Origin of the sequence: Denitrobacterium detoxificans, from assembly GCF_015062615.1 — a bacterium.
Lineage (GTDB): Bacteria > Actinomycetota > Coriobacteriia > Coriobacteriales > Eggerthellaceae > Denitrobacterium > Denitrobacterium detoxificans_A.
This window is the reverse complement of record NZ_SUUH01000001.1, coordinates 238732-257768: the sequence shown is the minus strand read 5'-3', so window position 1 is coordinate 257768 and position 19037 is coordinate 238732. Positions and strand designations below refer to the sequence as shown.

Sequence of the window (19037 nt, the reverse complement as noted above, 5' to 3'; positions counted from 1 at the left end):
AGACGATATCCGTCGTATGCGGAAAGACCGAATTATTGGGTTTTTGCGGTATGCGCAATGGCGCCATCGCTTCCTGATGACGCCGGGTTCGCTAGGCGATGAAGCCCTCCAGGTCCATTTGCATGAGGTAGACGTCCTCGCGCATGGACTGGGCCTGCTGACGCGTCAGGCGGCCCTTCTCGTATTCCTGCTGGATGGTTTCCAGCTCGAGTTTCAGGCCGACTGTCTGCATGTCGTTGAAATCCTCGTTGTACGAGGCGATTTGCTGCGTGATCGAGGGGATGCCCTGGCGTAGGCGGGCAAGGGTGCCATGGTGCGCCGCGAGCACTGAGGCGACGGTCGTGGAGCTGAAGAGCTTGCCGTCGAGCATGCCTTCGAGCTGCTTGATGGTGGCTTCCTCCACCTCGATTTGGAGGTTTGTCATGGCAATCTTGTCTTCCAGGCCGGCGGGCTTCACGCTCTTGCGTATTACGCCGATGGCCATATGCACGGAGCGCAGGCCCCGCTTGGCGATGCGTGCGATGGCGCGGCGGAAGCTCCCGTGGGAATGTCGGGCGACGTTCTCCATGCGGTCGAGCTTCTTCAGGAACTCGTAGCCCAAGACGAGGTCGACCTTATCCTCGTCCATGAGCGTGTTCACATAGTCGCTTTGGAATTGCAACACCCAGAGGCGCGCGTTCGTCCCCTCGTCACGCAGGCGGGGGTCGGCGATGTCGTTTTGCGTTCGTATGCGCGATATGCGGTTCAGGTACGAAACGACTACGGATTGGATGGCTGCCGCGTTGTCGTCCTCGATTTGCGCGTTAAGGCGGGCGATGACCTTCTGCAATACGGCGATGCGTCGCTGCGCGAACTGCATCTCGGCTCTCTCGTTCGTTTCCTCGGTTGCGGGGGCCAGCAAAGGCAGCGCGATGTTGGCGAGCACAAGCGTGCATACGATGACGCCCGATGCCAGGAAGATGATCAGGTCGCGTTGCGGGAATGCCGAGCCGTCCGCCACTACGTAGGGCAGGCTGAAGACGATGGCCAGCGTAACGGCGCCCTTGGGGCCGCCGCACGTGGTGATTAGGGCAGAAAGCACGCGCTGCTTCCACTTGACCTTCGTGCGGTTTGCCCCGCGCCCGGCGCGGTAGTTCGTGGCGAGTAGCCACAGGAAGCGAACGAGCACGATGATGGCGGTGATGCCCAGGACCCAGCCGATGAGCTGCAGGTGAGATACTTCCAAGTTACCCCACACGACCTGCATGGCGCGGGGGAGCTGGAAGCCCAGCATGACGAACACGATGCCGTTGATGAGGTACGAAAGGAGATCCCATACGCTCTGCGATTTGATGTTGAGCTGCGAAATGCTCGGCCCAATGCGCTGGTCGCGATAGCTACCGAGTATGATGCCTGCGGTGACGACCGCCAAAACGCCGCTGAAGCCGAACACTTCTTCGGCGGCCAGGTAGATGGCGAAGGGGCAAAGGATGTCGTAGAGGATGTAGAAGGTGGTGGACTCCATGCCCGAATTGCGGATGCGGGTTTCCACGGCGTGAAGCACGAGCGCCATGACCGCTCCCACTGCGATGCCGCCCACGAAGAGCGTCGAGAACGACGTAATGGCTTCGCCTGCTGAAAAGCCTCCCGTCGTCGCATAGACGACCGCAAACTGGAACGCAACGACGCCCGATGCATCGTTGAGCAGGGCTTCGCCTTGAAGCAGGGCGTTATCGTCGCGATCGAGCTCGGCGCTTTCCGACATGGAGGCCACTGCGACCGCGTCGGTGGGGCCAAGCGTTGCCCCCAGGGCCAGGGCGACGGCGAAGGGCACGGCGGGAATGAGCCAGCTTATGAAAAGGCCCACGCCAAGGGTGATGGCGATAACCAAGCCGACGGCAAGCGACAGGATGATGTACCGGTTGGACCAGAGCGCCGTTTTGTCGGCGCGTTTTGCGTCGTGAAAGAGCAGGGGCGCGATGAAGAGCAGCAGGAAGAAATCGGGGTCGAGCGTGGGGTCGATGGGCGAGAGGTAGAGCATTGCGCAGGCCAGGCCCGTGCCGATTTGAATGAGGGGGAGCGAAACGCGGTGGGTGAACTGCCCGATTATGGCGGAGACGAGAATTGCTACGACTAAGATGAGAATAAACTCGAATGTTGCCAAAGGGCTTCCTACCTGCTTTCTTTTCCATGTTCTTTTCTCTAGTGTACTAAATCGTCTTTTGCCTTTTGGAAAGCTCCGTCAGATTTAACCATTCCGTTCCCGAACATGCCCTTGCTTAGCGCGCGTGGAAAGTTGCAATTCCGTTTTCGGAAAAGCCCCTATCTTCGAGGACGTTTGTCGTGCGCAATCTGCTAGTATGCTTTGCGTACGGTAGGGTTTCGCTGGATTGGGGAAGGCAGCGAGGGTATGGTTTTCTCGAGTCTCGTTTTTCTGTTTGCCTTCCTTTCCATTCACCTCGTCGTCTATTTTTTCGCGCCCAAGCACTTCAGGAATCCCTGGCTTCTCATTTCCTCGCTCGCGTTCTACGCATGGGGTGGCCCACAGTATCTGCCCCTCATCATGTTTGAATCGCTCGCCAGCTGGTTCTTTGCTCTTCGCATTCAGTCGAGTCAATCGGCTTCGCGCAAGCGGGCGAATCTTGTCGCATGCTGTATCGTGCTCTTGGGGCTGCTTGCGTATTTCAAGTACACGATGTTCCTGTTGGGCAACATCCAGTTTCTTACGGGCGTGCCCGCCGAGATTCCCACCATCATCCTGCCCATCGGCATCTCGTTCTACACGTTTCAGCTCATTTCGTACGTAGCCGACGTATACCGAGGCGACGTGACTGCGCAGCCAGCGTACTGGAAGGTCCTCATGTACGCTTCGCTGTTCCACCAGTGCATTGCGGGCCCCATCATTCGCTATGAAACGGTGCAGTCGGAAATCGACAACCGACGCGTAACGCGCAAGGACGTGTTCTATGGCGTGCGCCGTTTCTGCGTGGGGCTTGCCAAGAAGGCCATCCTGGCGAATTCCTGCGCCGAGGTGGCCGATACCCTGTTACCTACGGGCGTGGGCGCGGTGTTCTCCGAGCCCACGTTGGGCTGCTGGCTGGGCATGATCTTCTACATGTTCCAGATCTACTTCGACTTCAGCGCGTATTCCGACATGGCCATTGGCTTGGGGCGCATGGTGGGCTTCCACTATCTCGAGAATTTCAATTACCCGTATATGGCTACGTCCATCAAGGACTTCTGGCGTCGTTGGCACATATCGCTCTCGTCGTTTTTCCGCGATTACGTTTATATCCCTCTGGGTGGCAGTCGCTGCGACGAGGCCCTGGTGGTGCGCAACTATTGCGTCGTGTGGTTCCTTACGGGGCTGTGGCATGGCGCAAGCTGGAATTACATCTTCTGGGGTTTGTTCTACCTTGCGTTTCTCATGCTCGAACGCTACGTCATCAAGGGGCGCATTCCGCGTGGCCTCGACCATGCATATGCCTGTCTGGTAGTACTTGTGGGCTGGGTTCTCTTTCGCTTCGAAGATATGGGCGAACTGCTTTCGGTGCTTGCCAATATGTTTCTGGTCGGGGGCGTTCCCCTTACGAGCATGGAAGTGGGGACGCTCTTTTTGCAGAACGTGTTTCTGCTTGCGTTTTGTATCGTGGCCTGCACCAACCTGGGTAAGGTCCTTCGGGGGAAGCTGTTCAAGATGGCGAAGCGCAATACCGTGGCGGGCGTGGTGTTTGGCGTGACCGAGGCGATTACGCCCGTAGTGTTGCTCCTGCTGTCTGTCGTGTCCCTTGCAGGTGCCACGTACAACCCGTTCATCTATTTCCAGTTCTAAGGAGGTGCGAACGTGAACGATAGAGAATCAAGCAACCGTGCCTCGCATGCGCGTCAACGCAAGGCTTCGCGGTCTCGTCATGGCGCGGCTTCGTCCAAGCACTCTCGCTTTAGCCTGGCTGCTTGCCAGCGATTTGCCGTGCGGTCCGTCATGTTCGTCTTTCTCCTTGGCACGATCGTGGGGCTGGCGTTCTTCGCGCGTCCTTCCGTATCCGAAGCGGAGAAGCGCGAGCTGACGGAGTTTCCCGCGTTCACCGTGGAAAGCTTTCTTGACGGCTCGTATTTCACGCAGGTGTCCCTGTGGTATTCCGATACCTATCCGTTGCGCGAGATGCTCGTCTCGGCCGATCAGAGCCTAAACGACCTGTTTGGCATTCAGCCGGAAACGCGTTTTGTTGGTGGCAACGTGCAGGCCGATGAGCTTCCCGCGGAAGGCGAGATGTCTCAGGGCTCCGCCGCCAAGACGCAGGAGCACGAATACGTCGATACGCCCACCGAGCAAAGCCGCGATGCCGAAGTCGAGGACAGCATCATGGATGGCTTGTACGTGCAGGGCTCGTCTGCCTATAGCATCTACTACTTTTCGCAAGCGTCAGTGCAAAGCTACGCGGCCGCGATGAACCATGCTGCGGAGCTACTCGATGGCCAGGCCCAGGTCTATTCCCTCATCGTTCCTAACAATTCGGCGGCCATGCTCGACGAGGACGTGCTCTCTTCGCTGGGCGGCACCGATCAGGCGCAGGCCATCAAGTACTTCTTCAGCCTCTACGACGAGCGGGTGATAGGGGTCGATCCGCTGGAGGCCCTTCGCGCGCATCGCGACGAGTACATCTACTTCAAGACCGACCATCACTGGACGCAGCTTGGCGCATATTACGCTTACCAGGTGTTCTGCCAGCAAAAGGGCATCGAGCCCGTCGATATGCTCACGTGGGAAAAGCGCGTCTACCAGCCTTTCCTGGGGTCGTTCTATACCGAGCTGGGCGAAGATGCCGCCATGGCCGCCGACCCCGATTACGTGGAGGCCTACGTACCCTCCGCCACCAACGATATGACCTACGTCACGGCCGATGGCGAGGAGCTTGAGGGAAACGTGATCATGAGCGTTGACGGATGGAGCTCGAACAACCTGTATAGCTGCTTTATAAATGGCGATCAGGCCGAGCAGCATATTCACAACCCCGAACTATCCGATGGCTCGGCGTGCCTGGTGGTGAAGGACTCCTTCGGCAATGCGTTCGTTCCGATGCTCGTTGGCTCCTACGAGGACGTATACGTGATCGACTATCGATACAGCGATGCGAGCATCCCCTCGTTCGTGCGGGAGCATGGCATAAGCGACGTCATCTTCGTGAACAACATCTCGCTTGCCGGCACCACGAAGGTGCCCCAGCAGATAGAGGCTTTGCTTTACGAGTGATTGTCGTGCCAGGCGGCGAACGGTATGTTTTTGCTGGCGAACGGAAGCAATCGATAAGTATTTTCCTGGGCGTTTGTGGTGTGTGCGTCTTTGAAACGCAGTATGTTGCGCGTGGGTCGTGCGTAGGTGTTGCGCGTTTGTTGCGGCATACGTGCCATGCTGTACAATCGTGGTCCCCGATGTTGCCTCCTCTCTGCTACGCAGGAGGCCCAAAATGTCCAAGTTTCTTCTTAATTCGTCATGCAATGGTTCGGCGCCGAAGAAATTCGCCCATTGCACCCTCTTTGACCGGGACGTGTTGCTCTTACGCATGATGCGCGATCGCATGCGCGTACGTCGCATCGTCGCTCCCGCCTCTTTTGGGAAGACGTCGCTTGCCCTCGGCTACGCTTCGGTCGTGTTCGGGTTCGAGCGCGTTTGCTGGGTCAGCGCCACGAGTCCTTGTTTCGTGCGTGATCTTGATGGTGGCTCGATGGGGGTCGAGCTCCTTGACATCGTGCCTGAGGGCCTGGTGGTGTTCGAGGACGTTCCGGCATTGGATGCGCATCGCAATTCGTTGCTCGAAGACGTGTGTCGTACGCTTACCTCGGCGGGGGTCGAGGTTATTCTTACGGCAACGCCCGCAAGCAATCCTCTTCCCACCTGCGATGCGTGTGATACGCTCACGGCGCGCGATTTGATGTACGACGAAAATGAGCTGTCGATGGCCCGGATGTCCGATCCATCGTTGCGCATCGTTGAGGGCTCGTCATGTCCCGCCGATCGCATTGCGGGCGTAGCCATGCGCGATGACATTGCTCGGGAGCGTTTTCTGTCGTCTATATTCTGCGATGAATCACCCGCTGTGGCGGCGGTTCTTTTCGAATCTCTGGTGCTGGGGCGCGGAAGCGTTGATGGCCTGGTGGTAGGCGGGGCGTTGCGCTCTTGCTTCGATTACGTGGAAATGCATTATCCGTTCGTGGAGGTGGATTCCGATGGGGGAGAGTTCCAGGTTCGGGGTTTTTCCATCGATGTGTCCATCCGAGCGGGGTTGCCCTACCTGAAGCGCATGGCGCTGGCGGCGGGCTTCGAGGAGTCGTCCGCCTTCGTCGTGCACCTTGCCAGCGAACTGCTCGCCGCTGGTCGTTATGAGCGCGTTTCTCGTTTGATGAGCAGTGCGGTGGGAGTGCGTACCAAGACTCAGTGGCTTAGGTCGCATCAAGACGAGTGCGCCGAAGCGCTCTCATTGGCTTCGGTGGAAGAGCTGTACGAGTCCATCGCGTCCGGCAGCGTGTTGCTCAGCGACGCGTTGCGTGCGGGTTCGGCCATGCGACGCCTGTTCATAGGCAATACGCTTCGAGCCTTCGATATACTCGCGCGGCTGAGCGCGAACCCCGAATTGCCCGCTGCGTGCCGCTTGAAGTGCTCGTCGCTTGCCTTTCTTCATGCCGAAAAGGTTGACCGCGCATGTCGGGTGCTCTTGCATGGTGATTATCGCGCCTTGTTGTCTAAGGCCGATGCGAAGGCGGTGGCGTACCTGTCGTTCTGGCTGCATGTCGACGACAAGGATGGAGGCGTTCAGTCGGTGCTCTTGTCTTCCCGAAAGACGCTCGGAGAGGATGAGGCGCACGCCCTTGCCCTGGCATGTGCTGTCCATAATGCCCGTTTGCAGGGTTCCGACGTCGAATCCATTAGGCTTGCCTGCGTGTGGGCGGCTCGTTACGTATCGGGTAGAGCCATGTGCCTTTCCGCCTTCGTGCTGTTGCGTGAGCTTGTTGCCTACGTTGACGTCGAGGGCGCCTCGCCGCTCGTTTCGCCCTTCTGCTCCATGGTAGAACGTTGCCAAGCGCAGATCGCCTCGCAGCAGGCGCTGTATCGCCGTGCCCATGCATCCGAAGATGTCATGAGGGGGCGGTTTGTCGGGCTTGAGTCGGGACTGACGCTCATGCGCTCGCGCCCTCGCACTCCTTTGCTCCGAATCAAGCTCTTTGGTGGCTTTCAGCTTGGCATCGATGGCGTGGATATCAACATGGAGTACTTTTCGCGTATGAAGGTGCGGGCACTTCTGGCGCTGCTCGTCATCGAAGCCGACAAGGACGTTCCGCGCGACACCGTTGCCGAGCGTCTCTGGCCCGATAGCTCTCTGTCGAAGGCGCGCCACAATCTGAATTCCACGTATTCCCGCCTGAAGAAGGCGCTTACGTTGCCCTCGGGGGAAAGTCCCTACGTCACGCGCACGCAAAACGTCCTGCGCCTTCGGGGCGCTCTGGTGGAAAGCGACACCATGAACCTGAATGACGTATGCCACACCATGCGGTTCAACCGCCTGGACGCCGATGGCTACAATCGCCTGCTTGGGGAATTGCGTGCGGTGTACTCGGGCGAATTGCTTCCTGGGGATGGGTGCGATTACCTGGTGAATTACGCACGGAACGAATTCCGCCACAAAACGGTTGATGCCGTGCTCTGCGCAGCGCGCGCATTGCAGACCCAGGGCGAAAACGAGATGGCGCTTCTTTTCGCGCGACAGGCCATCGAGTGGGATGCGTATCGCGAGGATTGCTACGAGATGCTCATGAATCTTCAAGCTCGGTGCGGGCAGCGTCCCGCAACGGGGGAGACGTGGTCGCTGTATTGCCGCCGCATGCGCGAATTGGGCATGGAGCCTTCGCTCCACATGAATAAGCTCTACGCGCGCATTATCTCTTCCGAGGGCGTTGCCTAGGGCCAATCGAGTATCCGCTGGGTAACATTGGTATTACTGTGAACACCTTGCGTCTATGCTAGAGTGAAACGTTGATAACTATGGGGTGTACCGTTCACAAGAAAGTGAAGCTCAATGGGATTGTTTTCCAAGATTCTCACGATGGGCGAGGGACGTCAGCTCAAAAAATATCAGGCTGTCGTCGATCGTATCAACTCCCTCGAAACCGAAATGGAAGCGCGTAGCGATGAAGAGCTCCGTGCCCTCACGTTCGAATTTCGCCAGCGCATACAGAATGGCGAAAGCGAAAACGAACTGCTTCCCCAGGCCTTTGCCTGCGTAAGGGAAGCATCCAAGCGCACGCTGGGGCTGCGTCACTTCGATGTGCAGCTCATCGGCGGCATGGCGTTGAATGATGGCCAGATCGCCGAGATGAAAACGGGCGAAGGCAAGACGCTCGTCTCCACGCTCGCCGGTTACCTGAATGCCCTGGGCGGCAACAACGTTCACATCGTCACCGTCAACGACTATCTGGCCAAGCGCGACAGCGAGTGGATGGGCCGCGTCTATCGCTTCCTGGGCATGGAAGTGGGCCTCATTCAGAATGGCATGCGCCCCGAAGGCAAGATTCCTGCCTACAAGGCCGACGTCACGTATGGCACGAACTCCGAATTCGGCTTCGACTACCTGCGTGACAACATGGTCACGCGTGCCGATAGGCGCGTGCAGCGTGGCCATCATTTCGCGGTCGTCGACGAGGTCGATTCCATTCTCATCGACGAAGCGCGTACGCCGCTCATCATCTCGGGCGCGGGTAGCCAGGCGGCCGACACGTATCGCAAGTTCGCGCGTGTTATGCCCGGTCTGCGCGAGGGCGAGGACTTCGAGATGGACGAGGCGAAGCGCACCATTACCGCTACGGAAAGCGGCCTGGTGAAGATCGAGAATCGTCTGGGCATCGAAGATCTGTACAACGATCCCTCTGGTCTGCTTGCAAATCATCTGCAGCAGGCCCTGAAGGCTCAGTTCCTCTTCCATCGCGACAAGGATTACGTGGTCGCCAACGGCGAGGTGAAGATCGTCGACGAGTTTACGGGTCGCATCATGGAAGGCCGTCGCTGGTCGGAAGGCCTGCATCAGGCTATCGAGGCCAAGGAAGGCGTGCTGGTAAAGGAAGAGAACCAGACGCTTGCCACCATTACGCTGCAGAACTACTTCCGCCTATACGAAAAGCTCTCGGGCATGACGGGTACCGCCATGACCGAGGATTCCGAGTTCAGGGAGATTTACAAGCTGCCGGTCATGGCTATTCCGCCGAACAAGCCGGTTGCCCGTAAAGACGAAAACGACCTGATCTACCGCACCATTGATGCGAAGTTCAATGCCGTGGCCGATGATATCCAGCGTCGTCACGATGCGGGCCAGCCTTGCCTGATTGGTACGGTGTCCATCGAGAATTCCGAGCGCCTCTCGCGCCTTCTCGACAAGCGCGGTATCGTTCACGAAACGCTGAATGCGAAGAACCACGAGCGCGAAGCTCATATCATTGCCCAGGCTGGTCGCGTTGGTGCCGTTACCATCGCCACGAACATGGCTGGTCGTGGTACCGACATCCTGCTTGGCGGCAATCCCGAAGTGCTCATGGAAGACGTGCTGCGCGGTAAGGGGCTCAACCCCGACTTGGAACCTGGCACGGAAGTCGAGGAAGGCGAGATGCCTGCAGCCTCCGAAGAGCAGCGCGCCCTTGCGCTGAAGGAGGCCAAGGCCATCACCAGCGCCGAACACGACAAGGTGCTTGCCGCGGGTGGCCTTTGCGTCATTGGCACCGAACGCCATGAGAGCCGTCGAATCGACAATCAGCTGCGCGGTCGTGCTGGCCGTCAGGGCGATCCGGGTTCCACGCAGTTCTACCTTTCTCTGGAAGACGACCTGATGCGCCTGTTTGGCGGCGACCGCATGGACAAGATCGGCGCCATGATGGAGCGCACCGAGATGCCCGAGGACATGCCCATCCAGGCGTCCATGGTATCCAAGGCCATCGAGAACGCCCAGCGCCAGGTCGAGACGATGAACTTTGCCGCACGTAAGAACGTTCTCGAATACGACGACGTCATGAATCTGCAGCGCAAGGCCATCTACGAGGAGCGCAATGCCATCCTCGACGGCAAGGATGTCTCCGAGCGAGTTCCCGCAATCATGCGTGATTGCGTTGAGCCCATCGTTCAGGAGAACTGCCCCGATCGCTCGCCCAGCGACGACTGGGATATGCATTCCGTCGACGTGTGGGTTCAGAACATGGACGGCGTACCGTTTTCCACGGAATCCATCGACCACGAAGACGACCCCGAGATCGTTGCCGATGCCATCGTCGACGAATTCAGTCGCATCTACGAGGAAAAGCACGCGCTTTTGGGCGATGAGGTCATGAAGGGCCTCGAGGCCAACATCATGCTCCGCATCATCGACACCCGCTGGATGGAGCATCTGTCGAACATGGATTATCTACGCACGGGCATTGGCCTGCGTGCGTTTGGCCAGCGCGATCCGCTCGTCGAGTACAAGAACGAGGCACATCGTGCATTTGGCGAGATGACGAGTGGTATGTACGAGGCATTCCTACGCACTATCCTGCGTCTGCAGATTGCCAAGAAGGCCGCCCCCACCGTGCCCGAGCAGTCCGATCCGCTTAGGGGCAAGATCAGCTATTCGTCGCCCCAGCAGACACTCGATGATTCTTCGCGCAGCACGGCTCAGCGCGTGCAGCAGGCGGCCGCGGCTGCGCAAACGTCGGCGCCCGTGCCCACCGCCGTTCCCAAGCCCGCCGCTACGGCCAAGCCGTCCACCTTCGTAAAGGACAAGGACGACCCCTACGCCAATGTGGGTCGTAACGACCTTTGCCCATGTGGCAGTGGCAAGAAGTTCAAAAAGTGCCACGGCCGTCCGGGCATGCTCGACAACTAGGCATTACAGCGCGTTCGCCTTCTGGCGAACGCGCGCATTAGGAAGACAGTGACAGATCTGAAAGACATACAAGAACTATCCCGCAGGCTCGAAGCCGCTCGCGAGTACCTGCATATTCACGAGGCGACCGAACGTCTGGCAGAGCTCGACAAGGAATGCTCCAAGCCCGATTTTTGGAATGACTCCGACCGAGCGCAGGCCATTTCCAAGCAGGCGAGCGATACGCGTTCCACTATTCAAGCGTTTAGCGCTGCTTGCAGCATGCTCGAAGACATCCGCACGGCATGCGACCTTGCCGACGAGGACCCCGATTTCGCGGAAGAGGCCGAGGCCGCGCGCAATCGCCTCGTTGCCATGCTCGATCAGTTCGAAATCGAATCGTGGTTCGACGGGCGCTTCGACGAGGGTTCCTGCATCGTGACCGTCAACCCCGGTTCCGGTGGCCTCGAGGCCCAGGACTGGACGGAGATGCTCTTCAACATGTACTCGCGCTATGCCGAGGGGAAGGGGTGGGACGTCAAGGTGCTCGACGCCCAGCCGGGCGAGGTCATCGGCATCGAGCGCGCCAGCTTCCAGGTCGACGGCCGTTTCGCCTATGGCATGCTGCGCAGCGAAATCGGCGTGCATCGTCTGGTGCGCATTTCGCCTACCGACGACAAGAAGCGACGTCACACCACGTTCGCCAGCGTTGAGGTCATGCCCGTTCTGCCCGACGACATCGAGGTCGACCTCAATCCGGCCGACGTTCGCGTCGACGTGTACCGCTCAAGCGGACCGGGCGGGCAGTGCGTGAACACCACCGACTCCGCCGTGCGCCTCACGCATATGCCTACGGGCCTGGTCGTTACGTGTCAGAACCAGAAATCCCAGCTTCAGAACAAGGACGCGGCATTCCGCGTGCTGAAGGCGAAGCTCTACGAATTGGAAGAGCGCAAGCGGCAGCAGGAGATTGCCGAATTGCGCGGCGAAAAAATGGAGAATTCCTTCGGAAGCCAAATACGCAATTATGTGCTCTACCCTTATCAGTTGGTTAAAGATCTGCGCAGTGGCGTCGAGACGGGCAACGTCGACGCGGTGCTGGGTGGGGAACTCGAGGAATTCGTCATCGGCTATCACCGCTGGCGTGTTTCCCAATAGGAAGGATTAGGATGGACTCAATGGCTTTGCAAGATCGTGCGCGCGCCATGCGCGTCGATATCGTGAAGATGATCGCCGAGGCAGGTAGCGGCCATCCGGGTGGCTCCCTTTCGTGCATCGACATTCTCACGGCGCTTTACTTCGGCGGTGTCATGAAGCACGATCCGGCGAACCCTGCCGATGATACGCGCGATCGCTTCATCCTCGCAAAGGGTCACGCCGCCCCGGCACTCTATGCCGCCTTGGCGCATGCTGGTTATTTCCCTCATGACGAGCTCATGACGCTCCGTAAGCTCGGCACGCGTCTGCAGGGCCATCCCGATTGCCATTTGGTTCCGGGTGTTGAGGTGTCCACCGGTTCGCTTGGCCAGGGCCTTTCCGTGGCTGCCGGCCTTGCGTGTGGTCTGCGCCTGAACAGCAACGATGCCCGCGTCTTCACGGTACTCGGCGACGGCGAATGCGAAGAGGGCCAGGTATGGGAAGCGGCTATGTTCGCTGCGCACCAGAAGCTTGGCAACCTCATCGCCATTGTCGACTCCAACGGCCTTCAAATCGATGGTCCTGTTCAGGAAGTCGTGCAGGACGGTTCGCTTGCCGACAAATTCAAGGCGTTTGGCTGGAGCGTATCCGAAGTCGACGGACACGACATCCCTGCGCTCATCGAGCACCTTTCCGCCCTCAAGCAGCAGGGTGGCCAGGTGCCGCACGCCGTCATTGCCCACACGGTAAAGGGCAAGGGCGTTTCGTTCATGGAAAATCAGGTGGGCTGGCATGGCAAGGCCCCCAATGCAGAGCAGCTGGCCACCGCACTGGCCGAGCTTCAGGCTTAGAGGAGGCCCAGGCATGGTAGAATTCGCCACTCCCGAACAGGCTCAGGAGAAGAAGGCCACGCGCGCTGCGTTTGGCGTAACCCTTGCGGAACTCGCTGAAGAGGGCGTGCCCGTCGTTGCCGTAGATGCCGACCTTTCCGGCTCCACCACCACGGCCAAGTTCGCCAAGGCTTCCGATGACAACGCCGATCGACTGTTCAACTGCGGCATTGCCGAGCAGAACATGATTGACGTGGCCGCGGGCCTTTCCCTGGCTGGCCAGATTGCCTTTACCGGTTCGTTCGCCGTTTTCGGCACGGGCCGTGCTTACGACCAGATTCGCAACACGGTTGCCTATTCCGGTCTGAACGTGAAGATTTGCCCCACGCATGCGGGCGTTTCCGTTGGTCCCGATGGCGGTAGCCACCAGATGCTGGAAGACGTTGCGCTCATGCGCGAGCTGCCTGGTATGACGGTACTCGTTCCCGCCGATTACGAAGCCGCTCGCAGCTCCATCAAGCTTGCCGCGAAGACCGATGGCCCCGTGTACGTGCGCATGGGGCGCGCCGCCGTTCCCGCTGTCTACGCTCCTGGCGTGGAACTGGAAGTGGGCCGCGCATATGTGCTGCGCGAGGGTACCGATGTCACCATCGTTGCCAATGGCGTGGAAATCCGCGAAGCCCTGCTGGCTGCCGACGAACTTGCCGAACGCGGCATTTCCGCCGAGGTCATCGACGCGTTCTGCGTGAAGCCGCTCGACGAGGAGACCATCCTCGCATCGGCTCGCAAGACGGGTCGCGTGGTCGTTGCCGAAGAGCATTCCAAGTTCGGAGGCCTGTGCTCGGCCGTTGCGGAAACGCTGGCGCTGAACCATCCCACGCGTTGCGCTTTCGTGGCCATGAACGACAAATTCGGCAAATCCGGGTCGTTCGAGGAGCTCATGTCGTACTTCGGGCTCGATTCCAAGGCCATTGTTGAAGCTGTGGAGAGCATCGTGGCAAAATAGCACCATGCTAGAATGGCATTGTGTCTCAGTACATCACTATTCGAACGGAGCATTCTGTGACAAACGCTAACAACCAAGGGACCAATACGCCTGGTGCGTATCCCGCGGGTGCGCGTGCGGGTCATGCCAAGCAGATGACGGCCCAGCTGTCTTCCACTCTGCCTGACCTCGACCTCGACAGCATGCAGCAGCCTTCGGGCACTCCCGTCGTCACGTTCGACCATGTGACGAAAATCTATCCCGCTCAGCCTAGCAAGCCTGCGCTCTACGATGTGTCTCTGCAGGTCTACGCCGGCGAATTCGTCTTCCTGGTCGGTCATTCCGGTTCCGGCAAGACCACGCTCACGCGTATGATCATTCGCGAGATCAAGCCTACCGAAGGCCATATCTACATCGCCGACGAAGACCTTTCCACCATGCGCAATTGGCGCGTGCCGTACCTGCGCCGCAACATCGGCACGGTATTCCAGGACTTCAAGCTGCTTCCGAACAAGACGGTCTTCGAGAACGTCGCGTTCGCACTCGAGGTAATTGGCAAGTCGCGCCACGTTATTCGCACGCAGGTGCCCGAGGTTCTTCGCCTCGTTGGCTTGCAGGATAAGCTCGACAAGCGCCCCGATCAGCTTTCCGGCGGCGAGCAGCAGCGCGTTTCCATCGCGCGTGCCATCGTGAACCGCCCGCCGCTGCTCATTTGCGACGAGCCTACGGGTAACCTTGACCCGCAAACGTCGCGCGGCATCATGGATCTTTTGGAACGCATTAACCGTACCGGCACCACGGTGCTCGTTGCCACGCACGACCGCGAAATGGTCGATAACATGCGTCGTCGCGTTATCGCGCTCGACAAGGGTCATCTCACGCGCGACCAGGACAGGGGGGTGTACGGTTTCGATGTCTAGTTTGGGCTATTTCTTCTCCGAGTCGCTCAAGGGGTTCGCTCGTAACCTCTCCACGGCGCTCGGTTCCATCGTTACGATTTTTCTCTCGCTGATGATTATCGGAATCTTCCTCATCGGCGGTTTCGTTGTCGACAACATCGTCAACTCCGTCGAGAGCAAGGTTTCCATCACGGCGTACATCGCCGACGATGCTTCCGAAAGCGACATCCAATCGCTTCAGAATGAAATCAAGAGCATGAGCGGCGTTTCCACCGTTTCCTTCACCACGAAGGACCAGGCTCTCGAGAACTTCAAGAACTCCATGACGAGCAATCCCGAAATCGTCGACCAGCTCGATGGCGAGAACCCGCTTCCCGCTTCCATCGAAGTAGAGCTTTCCGAAGCTCAACAGGTCGAAGATGTTGCCGACCAGATCTTGAACAACTCTACGTTCCAGAAGATCTGCGACAACACCAGCGATCCCAGCGATTCGCTCAAGTATGGCCAGAAGACGGTCGAAAAGCTGTTCACGGTTACCAACTACATCCGCTACGTCGGCATTGCCTTGGTTGCCCTGCTCATCTTCATCGCATTCGTGTTCATCAACAACACGATTCGTCTTTCCATCCTTGCCCGTCGCAAGGAAATCGCCATCATGCGTCTCGTGGGTGCGTCCAATAACTTCATTCGTGGGCCCTTCCTCATGGAAGGCGCACTGCACGCCATTATTGGCGCTGCTCTGGCGGTCGTCGTGCTCGAGTTGCTCCGCAACCTGGCCATGCCTCGCTTCCAGGCGGCATTGCCCTGGTTGCCCATCGATATTGCAGGCTCGTCATTCCTCTTCATTTACGTTATCCTGTTCGTGAGCGGCCTGGTCATCGGCCTGCTCGGTTCGACGCTTGCCATGCGTCGTTACCTGAAGGTGTAGTAAAGGAATCGTGGGCTAGCGCTCATGGCGCGCAAGATTACACGCAACGCTAAGAAAAGCATTCGCAAGCGCGATGCACACAACATCAGGCTGATCAAAATGCTGGTCAGCCTGTTGTTCGTGGCTGCTGCCTTCCTTGCCGGCTTTGCCCTACGCGGTAACGATGTCGTGGTCGATCGCTTGGGTCTCGACGATTCCTCTGCCGATAGCTCCCAGAATCCCGGTCTTACTGTATCGGGCAACACATACGATTCGCTTTCCGCGCGCGTAGCGGAGATTCAGGGCATCCTTAGTTCCGAAAGCCTCGATACGTATAGTCTCGATACGGCTACGGAAAACGTGCTCAAGGCTCTTGCCGATTCGACCGATGATTCCTATCTGCGTTATTACGACGAACCGCACTACTCTGCGTACCTAAAGGAGATGTCTGCCACCTACGCAGGTGTTGGCATTCTCTTCGCTGAGAGCGACGGCCAGGCGTATGCGGTCGATATTTTCTCGGGTTCCGAAGCCGAGGCTGCCGGCGTGCAGACGGGGGATTTCGTCGTCGCTATCGATGGCGATCGTGGCACCGATGGTTGGACGGCTGCCGAGGTCGTGAAGCAGGTTTCCCGTGATAGGGGCAGTTCGGTCGTTCTTACGTTCCGTCGTCCCGCGTCGCTCGATGCAGAAGGCGGTGATGAATTTACGGTCACGCTTACGTGCAGCGATTATTCCGAGCCCAATGTAACTACCGAGCTCGTCGATGGCGTTGGCTACATCAAGCTTGCCCAGATCACGCAGAATGCCGATACGCTCGTGGAAACCGCCGTCAACTCCCTTGCTGCCGAAGGCGCGAAGAGCTTCGTGCTCGATTTGCGTGACAATCCCGGCGGTTATCTGACGCAGGCCGTCGACATCGCTTCGCTGTTCGTTGGTAGTGGCACGATCGTGAATATCCAGACGAAGGCATCTACTTCTACGCGCACCGCAACTGGTTCCGTAGCGACGACGCTGCCCTTGGTTGTCTTGGTGAACGGCAATACCGCGTCTACGTCCGAGGTTATCGCAGGCGCCCTGCAAGATACCGACAGGGCGGTTATCGTGGGCGAGCGTACCATGGGCAAGGGCTCCGTTCAGTCGGTGGTGGAGCTCTCCTTTGGTGGGGCCCTTCGCTACACCAGCGCCTATTACAGTACGCCCAAGGGCTACGCCATCGATTCCAGTGGCATTTCTCCTGACGTTGTTGTAGCCGATAACGCCAGCGAAGACGGTGACGAGCAACTGAACCTGGCGCTTGAAACGGCGCGTTCGCTCGAGACTGTATAATTCGCATGCCTCGATCTCGTCGCAACACGCGTCGTCGCCCCAAGAGCAATCCTCGGGGCGTCATTTCGATTCTTCCCGATGGCTTCGGCTTCGTGCAAACGGCTGAAGGTGAGTTCTTCGTTCCCGCTTCGAAGATAGGCGGCGCCTTCGATGGCGACGAAGTGGAGCTTGTCCCCATTCGGGTCAATCATGATCGCCCTCAGGCTGGCAAGAGCCATAACCAAGTGGGGGAGCGTCCTTCTGCACGCGTTGTTGCGGTAGTGCATCGCGCGCATGAGACCCTTATTGGGCGTTACGAAGTTGCCGATCCGTTTGGCGTCGTCGTGCCAAGTGATCGTCGCATTCCCTACGATGTGTTCACCATGCGAGCGGATAATCCCGACATTCCCGATGGGGCTATCGTGCGCGTGCGACTCAACGCATTTCCCTCGCGTAAGAGCGCTGCTACGGGTGTTGTGGAAGAGGTGCTTGGCATGAGCGCCGATGACCCCGGCATGGATGTCGAGGCCATCATTGGACGCTACCGACTTGAGACTACCTTTTCCGAAGGGGCGATTGAGCAGGCGAATCGCGCGAGCGTATGCGAGTCCGATGCTCTTGCTCATGGCTATCGCGACATTCGCGATCGATTCGTCTTTACGGTCGACCCCGTTGATGCGCGCGACTTCGATGATGCCCTATCGCTGCAGGAGCTGCCGGAAGGCGGCTTCCTGTTGGGGGTGCACATTGCCGACGTGGCCCATTACGTGCCGTGGGATTCTTCCGTCGACCTTGATGCGCGTAGGCGTGCGACCAGCGTGTACGCCGTCGACCGCGTAATACCGATGGTCCCCGAACATCTATCCAATGACATTTGTTCGCTTGTTCCTGGCGCAACGCGCAGGGCTATGACGGTCGATATTCGCATGACGTCATCGTGGCAGGTCGAGCACGTTGAGGCATATGAATCTCTCATCGTTTCCCAGGCGCGTCTCTCGTATGAGCAGGCGCAATGCTATATCGACGCGGAGGATGTGCAACATGCCAGGCTTCTTGCCCGACGTGAAGACGAGCCTCATGCCGCGATGCCCCTGAGTGATCGTTCTTCGGAACTGTTGTTTGGCGCCTTGCGTTCCCTGAATGCCATGTCTCATGCGCGCATAGCCAGGCGCCAGGCTCGAGGGGGCATGGATTTCTCCTCTCGCGAGGCAAAGGTCGTACTCGATGGGGAAGGGTCTGCCGTTGACGTGCGCATTCGCGTGAAGACGGATGCCACGAGCTGCATCGAGGAGGCTATGATCCTCTGCAACGAGTGCGTTGCGGAAATGCTTCGCGATGCGGAATCGCCCTCGGTCTTTCGCGTGCATGATGCTCCTTCATCCGACGCGCTTGCCGATTTGGTCGGTGTTCTCCATGAGTTTGGGTACGACCGAGAGGTTGCGCCCGAGTGCGTCGTCGCAGGCAATCGTCATGCGCTGCAGGGCATGCTTGCCCTTGCGAAGGGCCGCCCCGAAGAGGAGCTTGTATCCTCGCTGGTGCTTCGTAGCATGAAGCGTGCCGAGTATCGTCCGCGCTGCGAGGAGCACTATGGACTCGCAAGTGAGGCATATTGTCATTTTACCAGCCCTATTCGACGCTACCCCGACCTTGTTGTGCACCGTGCGCTCAAGGCCCTCATCCATGGCGAGGGTGCACTGCCTGCTTCCCAGGTCGAGTCGCTTTCGTGGATATCCGAGCATTCCTCGAAGATGGAGCGCATTGCTGACGCATGCGCTCGGGAGACGCAGGAAATCAAGCTCGTGGAGTACATGGCTCGCTACGTGGGGCAAACGCTTCATGGCATTGTTTCGGGCGTTACTTCGTATGGGCTCTACGTACGCCTCGATACTACTTGCGAGGGTTTTCTGCCCGTTCGCTTCCTGGGATTCGATTACTTCACGCTCGATGCCCAGCGCCATCGCCTGGTGGGGCAGGATACCAATCGCTCATATCGCCTGGGTCAGCCCCTGCGTGTAATCGTGCATGACGCGCCCGCCCATGCACGTAAGCTCGACCTGCGCTTGGCGTAGCATTTCGTAGCCCTTGTATCAAACGCGCCCTGCCTTAATGCGGCGCGCT

The 19037-nt window shown here is 58.7% G+C and carries 12 protein-coding genes; 11 read left to right on the top strand and 1 reads right to left on the bottom strand.

Going from position 1 to position 19037, the window contains the following annotated elements; translation table 11 throughout:
• Positions 1 to 91 precede the first annotated feature (91 nt).
• Complete coding sequence (locus E7002_RS01175) at positions 92 to 2143, bottom strand: sodium:proton antiporter (protein WP_303727098.1); 2052 nt, start codon at positions 2141 to 2143, stop codon at positions 92 to 94.
• Between the two features lie 246 nt (positions 2144 to 2389).
• Here E7002_RS01175 and E7002_RS01170 point away from each other — a divergent pair, with 246 nt between their 5' ends.
• From E7002_RS01170 to E7002_RS01120, 11 genes are all read left to right on the top strand, one after another.
• Complete coding sequence (locus E7002_RS01170; protein WP_303727097.1) at positions 2390 to 3811, top strand: MBOAT family protein; 1422 nt, start codon at positions 2390 to 2392, stop codon at positions 3809 to 3811.
• Between the two features lie 12 nt (positions 3812 to 3823).
• Positions 3824 to 5230 carry a DHHW family protein gene (locus E7002_RS01165; protein WP_303727096.1) on the top strand — a complete coding sequence of 469 codons (1407 nt, stop codon included), beginning with the start codon at positions 3824 to 3826 and terminating at the stop codon, positions 5228 to 5230.
• A 325-nt stretch (positions 5231 to 5555) separates the two neighbouring features.
• A complete protein-coding gene (locus tag E7002_RS01160) occupies positions 5556 to 7934 on the top strand; it encodes a BTAD domain-containing putative transcriptional regulator (RefSeq protein ID WP_303727095.1) in 2379 nt (792 codons plus the stop codon).
• Positions 7935 to 8048: 114 nt separating this feature from the next.
• Positions 8049 to 10874 carry a preprotein translocase subunit SecA gene (secA, locus tag E7002_RS01155; RefSeq protein ID WP_303727094.1) on the top strand — a complete coding sequence of 942 codons (2826 nt, stop codon included), beginning with the start codon at positions 8049 to 8051 and terminating at the stop codon, positions 10872 to 10874.
• Between the two features lie 48 nt (positions 10875 to 10922).
• Positions 10923 to 12011: a peptide chain release factor 2 gene (gene prfB, locus E7002_RS01150; RefSeq protein ID WP_303727093.1), complete on the top strand. Its 1089-nt coding sequence runs from the start codon at positions 10923 to 10925 to the stop codon at positions 12009 to 12011.
• Between the two features lie 11 nt (positions 12012 to 12022).
• Positions 12023 to 12841, top strand: coding sequence for a transketolase (locus E7002_RS01145; RefSeq protein ID WP_303727092.1), 819 nt, complete (start codon positions 12023 to 12025; stop codon positions 12839 to 12841).
• A gap of 13 nt (positions 12842 to 12854) precedes the next feature.
• The gene (locus E7002_RS01140; protein WP_303727091.1) at positions 12855 to 13826 is read left to right on the top strand and encodes a transketolase family protein; all 972 of its coding nucleotides are present in this window, start codon (positions 12855 to 12857) and stop codon (positions 13824 to 13826) included.
• Between the two features lie 182 nt (positions 13827 to 14008).
• The gene (gene ftsE, locus E7002_RS01135; protein WP_205630857.1) at positions 14009 to 14725 is read left to right on the top strand and encodes a cell division ATP-binding protein FtsE; all 717 of its coding nucleotides are present in this window, start codon (positions 14009 to 14011) and stop codon (positions 14723 to 14725) included.
• A complete protein-coding gene (gene ftsX, locus E7002_RS01130) occupies positions 14718 to 15632 on the top strand; it encodes a permease-like cell division protein FtsX (RefSeq protein WP_303727090.1) in 915 nt (304 codons plus the stop codon). Before ftsE ends, ftsX begins: the two co-directional genes overlap by 8 nt.
• Before the next feature lie 24 nt (positions 15633 to 15656).
• Positions 15657 to 16940, top strand: coding sequence for a S41 family peptidase (locus tag E7002_RS01125; protein ID WP_066661720.1), 1284 nt, complete (start codon positions 15657 to 15659; stop codon positions 16938 to 16940).
• Positions 16941 to 16945: 5 nt separating this feature from the next.
• Positions 16946 to 18988 (top strand): ribonuclease R family protein, encoded by a 2043-nt coding sequence (locus tag E7002_RS01120; protein WP_303727089.1) that lies wholly within the window; start codon positions 16946 to 16948, stop codon positions 18986 to 18988.
• The last annotated feature ends 49 nt before the right edge of the window (positions 18989 to 19037 follow it).